The organism is Calothrix rhizosoleniae SC01 (genome assembly GCF_900185595.1).
Lineage (GTDB): Bacteria > Cyanobacteriota > Cyanobacteriia > Cyanobacteriales > Nostocaceae > Calothrix_A > Calothrix_A rhizosoleniae.
Map to the genome: position 1 here is coordinate 1 of NZ_FYBH01000391.1, position 11,915 is coordinate 11,915.

General features: G+C 38.9%; 10 protein-coding genes and 2 pseudogenes. 5 read left to right on the forward strand and 7 right to left on the reverse strand.

Going from position 1 to position 11,915, the window contains the following annotated elements; genetic code table 11:
* From CALSC_RS23890 to CALSC_RS23900, 4 genes and pseudogenes are all read right to left on the reverse strand, one after another.
* Positions 1-824: pseudogene (locus CALSC_RS23890) on the reverse strand (HEAT repeat domain-containing protein); the annotation flags it as partial.
* 307 nt (positions 825-1,131) lie between these two features.
* On the reverse strand, positions 1,132-1,479 hold the full coding sequence (locus CALSC_RS23895; protein ID WP_088243730.1) for a DOPA 4,5-dioxygenase family protein: 348 nt from the start codon (positions 1,477-1,479) through the stop codon (positions 1,132-1,134).
* A gap of 437 nt (positions 1,480-1,916) precedes the next feature.
* Positions 1,917-2,072 carry a hypothetical protein gene (locus tag CALSC_RS26765; protein ID WP_159460688.1) on the reverse strand — a complete coding sequence of 52 codons (156 nt, stop codon included), beginning with the start codon at positions 2,070-2,072 and terminating at the stop codon, positions 1,917-1,919.
* 14 nt (positions 2,073-2,086) lie between these two features.
* Entirely contained in the window at positions 2,087-3,436 is a 1,350-nt protein-coding gene (locus tag CALSC_RS23900; protein WP_088243731.1) for a nucleoside recognition domain-containing protein, read from the reverse strand.
* Positions 3,437-4,280: 844 nt separating this feature from the next.
* On the opposite strand from CALSC_RS23900, the gene fusA reads away from it, so the two are divergent.
* The 4 genes and pseudogenes from fusA to CALSC_RS28090 all read left to right on the forward strand — a co-directional run bounded on the left by fusA (position 4,281) and on the right by CALSC_RS28090 (position 9,191).
* On the forward strand, positions 4,281-6,371 hold the full coding sequence (fusA, locus tag CALSC_RS23905) for an elongation factor G (protein WP_088243732.1): 2,091 nt from the start codon (positions 4,281-4,283) through the stop codon (positions 6,369-6,371).
* A 146-nt stretch (positions 6,372-6,517) separates the two neighbouring features.
* A pseudogene (locus CALSC_RS23910) lies at positions 6,518-7,116 on the forward strand (hypothetical protein).
* Positions 7,117-7,535: 419 nt separating this feature from the next.
* Entirely contained in the window at positions 7,536-8,330 is a 795-nt protein-coding gene (locus tag CALSC_RS23915; RefSeq protein ID WP_088243733.1) for a DUF4231 domain-containing protein, read from the forward strand.
* A gap of 435 nt (positions 8,331-8,765) precedes the next feature.
* On the forward strand, positions 8,766-9,191 hold the full coding sequence (locus tag CALSC_RS28090; RefSeq protein ID WP_088243734.1) for an SDR family oxidoreductase: 426 nt from the start codon (positions 8,766-8,768) through the stop codon (positions 9,189-9,191).
* A gap of 58 nt (positions 9,192-9,249) precedes the next feature.
* On the opposite strand, the gene CALSC_RS23925 is transcribed toward CALSC_RS28090, so the two are convergent.
* Together CALSC_RS23925 and CALSC_RS23930 are read right to left on the reverse strand one after the other, a co-directional pair.
* Complete coding sequence (locus CALSC_RS23925) at positions 9,250-9,552, reverse strand: hypothetical protein (RefSeq protein ID WP_088243735.1); 303 nt, start codon at positions 9,550-9,552, stop codon at positions 9,250-9,252.
* A 380-nt stretch (positions 9,553-9,932) separates the two neighbouring features.
* Positions 9,933-10,811, reverse strand: a complete 879-nt coding sequence (locus CALSC_RS23930; protein ID WP_088243736.1) for a carbohydrate ABC transporter permease — start codon at positions 10,809-10,811, stop codon at positions 9,933-9,935.
* Positions 10,812-10,835: 24 nt separating this feature from the next.
* Between CALSC_RS23930 and purN the strand changes: the two genes are divergently transcribed.
* Complete coding sequence (purN, locus tag CALSC_RS23935) at positions 10,836-11,486, forward strand: phosphoribosylglycinamide formyltransferase (protein WP_088243737.1); 651 nt, start codon at positions 10,836-10,838, stop codon at positions 11,484-11,486.
* Between the two features lie 4 nt (positions 11,487-11,490).
* Here purN and CALSC_RS23940 read toward each other — a convergent pair.
* Positions 11,491-11,915 (reverse strand): sensor histidine kinase (locus CALSC_RS23940; protein WP_143288356.1); only part of this gene is annotated, 425 nt, incomplete at its 5' end.

Consider the following 11,915-nt stretch of genomic DNA (forward strand, 5'->3'; position numbering starts at 1 on the left):
CTATCTGTAGGGGCTGTTGTGTCCATATCCTCATCAATGGTTTGTGTAACAGTTCCCACCACATCATCAGTAATTTCTGATTCTACTGACACATCGGTAACTAACTGTAAGTCATCAGCACTTACACCCAAAATCTGCTGTACATCATCCCAACTACCAACAATATCTTCTGGGAGTGCTTCTGTAACAAAAGCACTGTAAATAATTGATGCAGACTCAATTGCTTGTAAATCAATTAATGAAGCGACAATAAAACCATTGAGTTCAGTGGGATTTTGAGCGAACAATTTTAGTTGCTTAGTTAATACATCAATGCATTGTGAACGTGCATCTTGAGACTGTTGGGCAATTTCTGTTAAACAGTTAACACTAGTAATACGGGGAAATATTCCATGAGATTCCTCCGCTAAATAATTTTGAATTGCAGTGACAACAACATGACTAATATTACCCGAAGGAGTGCTGGTTGCCATACCCACAGCGTCAAGTTTCCGGCTTATAGCGCCATAAACTTTTGGCATTTCTTCAGCTACCCAATCATTATCTTCCCATTCATGGAATAGCTTCATCAATGGCACAATCGCCTCCTTTGCACCCAATTGTGCCAATGCACGCCATGCATGAATAGGTGCCCAAACTTCCTGACTTGCCGAATCTGCCCCATTTAATTTATCATCTACCGCCATCCTAATTAGGTCAGGAATATGTTGAGAATTAAGACCTAATTTTACAATGTAGTCATGCCATTGGTTTTTAGTTCCATAGCAATCACCAAAGCTTAATAGCTGATCTATAGGTGGTTGATAATTGGTGCCATTCGTCATGTGGAATAATTGTGCCTAACACTTTAAGGTTAAGATATAGCAGAGTTTTTAACTTATATCAAAATATGTATACAAAACTCAAAATATAGGTAATACCAATTCAAAGAATGTTTGCAACATATAAATTCTTCGTAAGGGCACGGCACCAATAATACCAATTCTCCAAAATCAAACTACACATGGACAGCAGAGGGAGAATTATCTGTAGCCAGGATTTAGAGAAATGGTATAAGATACTTTTATATATTGAAAGATTGTGGATGTTCCCTACCCATCTGTCCCATTCTTTTTTCAAAATGGTATAACATTAAACACCAAAAATACTTAATATCAATTCCTGTGGTTCACCAATCCAAGCAGCGTGTTCTGTATGATCCTGAAGATCATCTCCAGTCAGTCCATGAACGAGAATATTTAAATTCTCTCGATTTGACTCCAACCAGGGGATCAATTTTTCATATTCTTGAGATGAAAATGACAACTGACAACTCCAGCAGGGATGGGGTCCCACTGGCTTTTGGTGAATTCGACCAACTTTAATGTTGAATAATTTACCTGCTTTCTGGCATAACTCAGTGGCTTGTTCCAGACTTAATTGGTCAAAGTAAACATGGGCGTGGTAATTATCGTATATGGGTTTAGTTGGAGGTTTCATACTCGCTTCTCACAACTCATATCTGCAATATTAATTGATGAATTATAACACTATGTAATTGGGTTAGCCCTTCGACTCCGCTCAGGGCTATAGCACTACGCTTTTAGGTTAGGACATATTTTCAGACTAAAAGCTTGATTTTTCATGGATTCTCGAAATTCAAGAATGTCCTAACATGCTTTGGTAGTGCTATAACTGTACCTTTCTCAAACGACTACAAAGATGCAATCTTTCCAATTAATCCGAATTAACCCAATCGGTAGGGGCAACGGCAAAAAGAGCGTATGATACTATCATGTTTCCAACTAATCCGATTTAACCCAATCGGTAGGGGTAACATTTTTCGCCCCGATGGCGGATATTACCATGTTTCCAACTAATCCGATTTAACCCAATCGGTAGGGAGTTAGCTGAGGAGTCTTTACCCAGTAAGGGTTTCAGCCTCCAAATCGACACCACTCTGAAAAAACATTATAAATGCTCCTCAAAATAGGGTCAAACACATAGCTCAAATCCTCACCCCGCAAGCGATCGACACCACTCAACCAAATAATAGGTATTTCAGTAATTTGACGACTGGTGTCGATAGTCATGTTACAAAACCTCCTTAATTAGTCCAAAATATAGGTGAAAGGAAACAGGCAGCAATTAATCCAGTAGCATCAGCTAATAAAGCAGCAATTAAAGCATGACGAATGCGAGTAATTCCCACTGCACCAAAATAAACAGCAAGCACATAAAAAGTTGTTTCTGTACTTCCCATCATGGTTGAGGCAACAAAGGCACTGTAAGAATCTGGTGCTTTTTCTATCAATTCACTCATAATACCTAATGCACCCCCTCCAGAAAGGGGACGAATTAGAGCCATTGGTAATACTTCTGCTGGAAGCTGAATTAAACTGGTAATAGGATTTAAAACATTAGCGATCGCATCCATTGCTCCCGATGCTCGAAACATACCAATCGCCACTAAAATAGCTACTAAAAAAGGAATGATCCGAATAGCAATATCAAATCCCTGTTTTGCCCCTTCTGTGACTGCTTCATAAATTTTGACTCCCCGTCCCACCCCATAGGCAATAATTGATAGCATTAAGGCAGGCATTAACCAATGAGAAAGAAAATCTTGGTTGAAAAATCCCCCAACATTACCAACTTTATTTACTCCATAAATCCAACTACCAATAAACCCCAGCATAAATAACCAAGCTATTAATTGGGAGGCTTTACCTGCGGGATAAAGCAGATGGGAATAATCTGGTTCTGCAAATACTTCATTTTCTGCTGCTAAATTATCATTGTCATCTATCAATCCTGGCTTCAGGGATTCTATTTCACCGGATTTTTTACTTCTTTTTCCTAACCATAATGCCACTGAAACTCCTACTACCGTAGAGCATAAAGTTGCAAGTAAAGTTGGCAGCCAAATTCCCGCCGGATCATTACTATTTGCCGCAGCCCGAATCCCAATTACACCAAGAGGAAATAGGGCAACACTAGAGGTATTGATTGCCAGGAATAAACACATTGCATTAGTAGCAGTTCCTTTAAAGGGATTAATTTTATTCAGCTCAACCATTGCTTTAATCCCAAAAGGAGTAGCTGCATTGCCCAAGCCCAACATATTAGCAGAAATATTCAGAATCATTGTCCCCATTGCTGGATGTGTAGGGGGAACATCAGGAAATAATCTGATCATTAAAGGTTGTAGGTATTTAGCAAGGGTATACATTAAACCACCTGCTTCTAAAATACGTACTAACCCTAACCAAAGTGCCATGACTCCGATTAAATTAATCGCTAAACTCACAGCAGCTTTAGCAGATTCAAAACTTGCTTTGGTCACAGCTTCCATATTGTTGGTATAAGCTGCAAAAAGAATTGCTACTGCAATAAAAGCAACAAAAACCAGATTAATTGCACTCGGCTTTGGCGATGATGAGTTTGACTGAGTCATTGATAATTTTATTTGAACTTATTTAGAGAAAAAGCAAAAACACTGACATATGCCAGGAAATATAGGATGTTGTGAATTAATACCCTGGAAGCATATCGCCATACGGAGGTAGATGCAAATTAGAGCCGTTAAGTGCCATTAAGAGTCAGAAAGAGGCAGGGGAGCAGGGAGCGGGGAGCAAGGGAGAAAACCCATCCCATATATGAATGTAGGAGCTTGAAAATAAGGAATTATTGAGCCTTGTGCTTATGTATCGCGGCACAATTGTTTCTAAATTTTTCCATAAATAAATTTGGGGGCTTGTATCCTTATTCTTTTTCGGTGAGGGTTGAGGGTTATACCAATTCAAATAATGTTTGCCACACATACATTTTTCGTAAGGGTACGGCATCCACAATCTTTTGGTGTATAAAATTATCTTACTGGTACCGTGCCCCTCACAGGAGTAGGCTTTTTACTTCTTCCTTCTCGCATAGCGAGTTAAATTTGATAATTCCCTGAGCCAGTAAAACAGATGTTGTGTATACCGAACCTCGGACGAATATTATTCATCTTGTTGGCATTATGAGAAGAAGTCCTGAAATGCTGATCCAGTAAGAGCAATGAATAATTACAAAGAATTAATTAAAGTTCTGTTTAAATTACAGCTTTCCGGTGTACATTACGATATTTTATAATTGTTTAATTATTGTTACCGTCACCACAGGCATAAAAAGCAATTAGAATGTCCCAGACGGTACAGATTCACCCAGCCCTTGCTGGCTTACGAAGTCAACACCGATTTCCTTTGAGTACTACTTGAGGGTAGTCCCCAACGGTTTCTAGCACTTAGTTATATATAAAAATGAAAGACCTCACTCGTTATCGAAACATTGGTATCTTCGCCCACGTAGATGCAGGGAAAACCACCACCACAGAAAGAATCCTCAAGCTGACCGGTAAAATTCACAAAATCGGTGAGGTACATGAAGGTGCGGCAACAACGGACTTCATGGAACAGGAACAAGAGCGAGGTATCACCATTCAGTCCGCCGCAACATCTTGTTTCTGGAATGACCATCAATTTAATATCATTGACACTCCTGGTCACGTTGATTTTACCATTGAGGTTTATCGTTCCCTAAAGGTACTTGATGGCGGTATTGGTGTATTCTGTGGTTCCGGTGGTGTGGAGCCACAGTCGGAAACCAACTGGCGTTATGCCAATGACTCTGAAGTTGCTCGCATCATCTACGTTAATAAACTAGACCGTATGGGTGCTGATTATTACCGGGTTGTTGACCAGGTAGATAAGATACTTGGTGCTAAACCCCTGGTAATGGTATTACCTATTGGTTCTGAGGGAGACTTCGTTGGGGTCGTGGATTTACTGACTCGTAAGGCATGGGTATGGGATGATTCTGGAGACCCCATGAATTATCAAATCCAGGAAGTTCCTGCTGAAATGAAGGATGATGTGGAAGCTTACCGCGAACAGCTGATTGAAATGGCGGTGGAGCAAGACGATGAACTGATGGAAAAATACCTGGAAGGGGAAGAACTCACACTTGATGAGATTAAGGGTTGCATCCGTAAGGGAACCATTAATCTTTCTTTCTTCCCTACCTACTGTGGTTCCTCCTTCAAAAACAAGGGTGTACAATTAGTTCTGGATGCGGTTGTAGACTACCTACCTAACCCCACAGAAGTTAAAGCCCAGCCAGAAGTGGATTTGGAAGGAAATGAGACTGGTAATGTGGCGATTGTCGATCCAGAGAAGCCCATGCGCGCCCTAGCGTTTAAGATTATGGATGATCGCTTTGGTGCTTTGACCTTTACCCGTTTGTACTCTGGTACTATATCCAAAGGTGATACAGTCCTTAACACTGCTACCGGAAAAACCGAGCGTGTTAGTCGTCTGGTGGAAATGCACGCCGATTCCCGAGAAGAAATCAACTCGGCTCAAGCAGGGGATATTGTGGCAATTGTAGGGATGAAGAATGTCCAAACCGGACATACCCTGTGTGACCCCAAAAATCCCGCTACTCTGGAACCAATGGTATTTCCAGACCCTGTAATTTCCATTGCAGTTAAGCCCAAGAAGAAGGGTGGTGATGAGAAGATGGGTATGGCATTGAGTAAAATGGTTCAAGAAGACCCATCCTTCCGGGTGGAAACAGACCAGGAAAGTGGTGAAACCATCATCAAGGGTATGGGTGAATTGCACCTGGATATCAAAGTTGATATTCTTAACCGTACCCATGGTGTAGAAGTGGAAGTGGGTAAACCCCAAGTAGCATACCGGGAATCCATTACCAAAGTCATTCAAGACAGCTACACCCACAAAAAGCAGTCCGGTGGTTCCGGTCAATATGGTAAAATTGATTACACCATTGAACCTGGTGAAGTTGGTACTGGTTTCCAGTTTGAGTCCAAAGTTACTGGTGGTAACGTACCTAGGGAATTTTGGCCTGCTGTGCAAAAGGGCTTTGAAACTAGTATTGACAAAGGTGTACTGGCAGGATTCCCTTGTGTAGACGTCAAATTCACCCTTACAGATGGAGCTTACCACCCTGTTGACTCCTCCGCGATCGCTTTTGAAATTGCTGCTAAAGCTGCTTATCGCCAATCCTTACCTAAAGCGGGCCCACAAATGCTAGAACCCATTATGAAAATTGATGTGTTCACTCCAGAGGATTATATGGGTGATGTGATTGGTGATTTAAACCGTCGTCGCGGCATGATTAAGTCCCAGGATCCAACACCTACAGGGGCTCGGATCAAAGCGGATGCTCCTTTGAGTGAGATGTTTGGTTATATCGGTGATTTACGTACCATGACTTCCGGTAGGGGTCAGTTCTCTATGGAATTCTCCCATTATGCTCCTTGTCCAGCTAATGTAGCGGAAGAAGTAATTAAGGAAGCGAAGGAAAGAGAGGCTGCTACTGCTAAGTAAGTTTAGTTCTTGAACTTAGATAAATGGCTGGATTAAGATAACAATCCAGCCATTTTGTTTTTATCTGCCCTTTGGGCAAGGCAGAAGGTAAGCTATTGCGGTGGTTCACTGATTACTTATTACTTGCGCGTAGCGCTATAATCCCAATGGCTTACAGTGACTTTACCTTAAGTAAGTTTAAAAAAAAATTCAATATTCATATTGATGAAGAAATTGATTTATTTGCCAATATTGAACCAGCAGAAAGAAGTAATATACTTACAAATACTTTAAATGAAACTACTGAATTGGCTTTAGCAATTAATACAAAAAAAGCCCGTTCAGAAATGATAATTACCCCTATTTTGCTAGAGGTCAGAAGTAAAAAAATTATCAGATTAGTTTATTTTCCGGTACAGATTTTAATGTTGATATTGAAAAAGGGCTGAATGGTTATTGTGATTTTGCTATCAGTCGTTCCCCAGAACAGTTAACCATAAATGCACCAGTCATGATTATTGTAGAAGCAAAAAATGAAAATATTAAAGGTGGTTTAGGGCAATGTATGGCGACAATGTTAGCAGCACAATTATTTAATGAACAAGAAGGGAATCACATTCAAACTATTTATGGAGCAGTGATTACAGGAGATATTTGGAAATTCTTAAAATTATCAGGGACTGAATTATTTGTTGATTTAAATAATTATTATATTAACGAATTAAATAAAATTTTAGGTATTTTATATCAAGGTATCCTAGGTTGAAACTAGTAAGTTCACATCTTCTATCACAGGATTATTAATGAGACTTGATAGGTTAATATTCTCAAGTATTATTGAAACAATTTAATTTTCTTTAAATTAACTCGGTAGAAAAAGTTGTAACCTTGACTACCTCTATCCAGAAATTTTGACTGTCTTTGGCAGGTTCATAGTTATCATTCTATTTGAGATTATATAGTGAAATCTTTGCTGGATAAGCTTTAGAAAAATTTATACATTAAAATATTTGCTTGTTTATGTCTTACCGACTTATCACAAAGCTTGTATTTAATGCTACTTCATGCTATATACTTGATTGTTCGTACAAATAAGTTTTTACAGTCTTTTTACTCAACTTTTAATTGAGTAATTGAGTGATAAATTATATGTACATCTAATTGGTTGTCTTTTCTAAGTGAAAAATGCTCTTATTCTTAAAGCTGATTGATTATCTATTAGCGGCAGTTTTCATTGGTGCTGCTCTAATCATTTATTTTGATTCTAGTAATCAACAATATCTCATAGTTGGGACTGGAGCTTTAGCAGTTACATTTTTTTTGTTTTTACTAAATAGAAAATCAATTGAAAATGCTCGAAAGGCAGCTCAAAAGGCTGAAATAGAAAAAAAAGCTGAAATTTATACTTCTTTATTAACTCATGGTAATTCTTTGGAAAATAATACAATTATCCCTGCTAGAGTCAAAGCCTTAGAGTATTGCCAAGAACTAATTAATGATTACAAAAAGACTAGAAATTTGGCAAGAAATTTTTACTATGTATTGCAAATTGCCACTGTTATTTTATCAGGTATAACACCTATTTTGGTGTTGGTAGACAAACTAGAAGCAGGACAAAATTGGCTTAAATGGCTACCAGTAATTTGTCCTGCTCTTGCTTCTATTATTGCTAGTATTGTTACTTCTTTTCCTTTTCAAAAAAATGCAGTTGTAGCTAACACAATTGTTGAATTGCTAGAAGCAGAACAAGAAAAATTTATTTTGGGAATTACACCGGCTTATCGTTGTTATGACATTGTTGAAGAAACTGAACAGCAACAAAGGGTGAGTCAAGCGGTAGAATTATTTATCAATCAAGTTAATAATATTCACCTGCAACAAGTTAAACAAGCAACTGAACAACAAGAGGAGAAAACTAAAAAAACTTCCTCCCAAGAAGAATCTATGTCTGAAAAAGCAAAAACTGAACAACTTGCTTAAATCATGCACCAGGAGCAATAGAATTTTGTCAAATTTCAAAGTACATTACAGTACATTTGCATAATGCAGGAAAATTGATGCTTTTTCAGGGTTCAAAGCGATCGCCTAAAATATTATCAATAAGCGTTCATTAATGCGATTACCTTGGAACTCATGGATATTGAATGAAGTATTGTGATTGGCAACATGCATTAGTCTCGGAGATAAAAAGGCTGCCGAGACTAATTATTATTATTTTGGGATAATTTATTTTCAGGAAGTCCCTAACTGCTTATCTTGTTACCCAATGGGCTTATACCATTTCGGATTTTAGATTGTGAAAGATTTACTACATCGGCTTTTCTTTCCATCTGTGGCTATCATTTTTCAAATTGGTATTATTTGGAAACTCACTGGTTCAAACTGCGAACAGTAAGCTACATAATTAATTAACTCATGAACATAACACTTCCAGCAAAATATAACTTTGTACCTCGTTTCTACCGCTTAGCGATCGCCAATATTCTTTCCAATCTGATGGTTCCTCTAGCGGGGTTAATCAGTGTGGCTTTTTTGGGTCATTTGCAAGCAATAGATGCCTTAGCAGGAGTATCCATAGCTAACATCTTATTACGCAGTATGGCAAGGGAATTAGCACCCTATGGTATCACAGTCAATGCTGTTGCTCCCGGATGGATTCCTGTAGAACGTCATGAAGGTGTCTCTCAAGAAAAAAAGGATGCTTACCAAGTGAGAATTCCCATGCAGGAGTGGGGTAATCCCCAGGATATTGCTGAAGCAGTGCTTTACTTCGCCAGTTTTGAGTCAAAATTTGTCACAGGGCAGTATTTATGTGTTAATGGAGGCTTTACTCTTATGTAATTTAACTTAAAAATTAGAGAGTTTTTGGGTATTTAATAACTAGCCAAGTTTGTGCAGATCACGCAAACGATTTAAGTAATAATATCAGTATCAGTATAATCCAAAAGGCAAGACCAATTTGTGATGCTCCATCATAACTGATGTATCTCTTTTTATCTTTGACATAAGTGAATTTATTTCCTTCGGCTCTTTGAGTTTGACGCAGTTTCTTGTTCTGAATTAATTTACCAGGGTAATATTTTCCCAGGCTGACCAGAAGAATCACAGCCACACCTGTAAAATAGCACAGCCGATAAAATATGATTTCGCCAAATACCCAGAAAATAGTCCCTAGCAAGAACTCACCCAGTAGTTCAATCAAAGTACTGACTCCATAGATTAAATAGTTGTTGATTATACTTATTTAACCTGAGTATAACTGCGGGTAAGCAAAATATAGGAATCGGGAATTGGAAATTGGGAATTGGGAACAGGTTTACCCCTAGTCAAGAAGAGACACGGAGACGGGGAGAGGGGGAGACGCGGAGATACCGATGTGGTGGGGCTTGAACAACCCACCAATCGGGAGTCATCAAATCGCAGATTTTGATGGGGGGACTCAGAAAAAGAATAGAAATAAAGAGGCTGGAATTACTCCCTAATCCCTACCAAAAGACTTTTACGCTTAACGGCACCCTATTTATATATGGGATTTCTCCCCTGCTCCCTGCTCCCTGCTCCCCCGCCTCTTCATGACCCAAATTATTCCTTCGTGGTACGTAGCTGGAAATACACTAGGACAAGAGCGATCGCTAACAGTATAGTAGCCGCAGCCGCCGCATAACCAAAATCAAATTGACCAAAGGCTTCTTGGTAAATGTAGTAAACCAATAAGTTGGTTGAATTTAAAGGACCACCGCCAGTAATCACATATACTTGTTCAAAACTCCGTAGGGTAAAAATTCCCGTCGTCACCAGGGCAAATATGAATGTGGGTTGCAATCCAGGTAAGGTAATATACCAAAATTGTTGCCAACTATTAGCACCATCCAATTCCGCAGCTTCGTAGCGACTGCTGGGGATAGCTTGTAAACCAGCTAGAAACACTACCATATTAAAGCCTAACTGCTTCCAAACACTTAAAATAATTAAGATTGGCATTGCCCAAAAAGTATCTCCCAGCCAAGCAATGGGTTTAATGCCTACAGTCTCTAAAATACTATTTACTGGCCCATAGAGTTGAAATAACCAGCGAAAACCCAAACCAGCCGCCACTATAGAAATAATTGAAGGTAAAAAATAGGCTGTACGTAAAACCCCTTGGAATGGGAAATTCTGATTCAATAATACAGCTAACCCTAAAGGAATGATTAAACTGGGGATAACTGTGGCGATTGTAAAATAGGCAGTATTACCCATCACCTGCAAAAAGTCAGGATTGAGGAACAAACGCCAATAATTTTTGAGCCCTACCCAATAAGCACCATTAGCTGTGAAACTTCCAGCCGTAAAGCTGAGATAAAACAAATAGAATATGGGGAAAAAAACAAAAATACTCAACAAAATTACTGCTGGTGTCAAAAAAACTCCGGCAGCAACGGTATCATTATCTAACCAAGATTTAGTATAAATTTTGGGCATCTAACAATTTTTCTCCCGGCGGTTATGGCTATTTGTTCTGATTCTACTCCCAGCTTGATTTCCCCGAATATTCATAGTCAACAGTGGGAATATCCTCCAGTAAAACTGAGTATACTAGCTTCTGGTAATGGTAGTAACTTTGAAGCGATCGCTCAAGCTATTGCAGATCAAAAACTCAATGCCCAAATCCAAGTTTTAATTTACAATAACCCTGATGCCTATGCTGCAACTAGGGCAAAGAATTGGGGTGTACCAACAGTATTATTAAATCACCGTGAATATCAACAACGGGAAGAATTAGATAGCAACATTGTTGCCACTTTACATGACTATGATACAGATTTGGTCATTATGGCTGGTTGGATGCGCTTAGTCACTCCAGTTTTAATTGATGCTTTCCCTGACAAGATAGTGAATATTCATCCCAGCTTATTACCCAGTTTTAAAGGGATTAAGGCCATTGAGCAAGCTTTATCTGCGGGTGTAAAAATAACTGGTTGTACCGTACATTTAGTGAGTTTAGAAATGGATAGCGGCCCAATTTTAATGCAAGCCGCAGTACCCATCTTACCCGATGATACTTTGGCAATTCTCCACGCCAGGATTCAAATTGAAGAACATCGGATTTTGCCTATGGCGATCGCTCTTATAGCTCTAGGGGGGAGTAATAAGTAACCTGTCATAAATACCCAATGGGTAACTCAATGCTAAATTTAGTTCCCCAAGATGGATCAGATGTCACACCAATTTGACCATTATGACTCTCAATGATTTGGTAACTAATTGATAATCCTAATCCTGTACCTTTGCCAATAGGCTTCGTGCTGAAGAAAGGATTAAATATTTGATGATGAATTTGGCTAGGTATTCCGTTACCATTATCTTTGATGTAAATTGCAATTTTGCGATCGCTTAATTTCTCCGTGCGAATCCAGATCCGACTAGAATGATTTTGCTGTGCTTCTGGGGAGCGCAATTTTTCAGCTTCTTCTAAAGCATCAATTGCATTATTCAGGAGATTCATAAATACTTGATTCAGTTGTCCTGGAGAACAATCAACTAAAGGTAATTCGCCATATTCCTTAATTAATTCAATACCAGAAT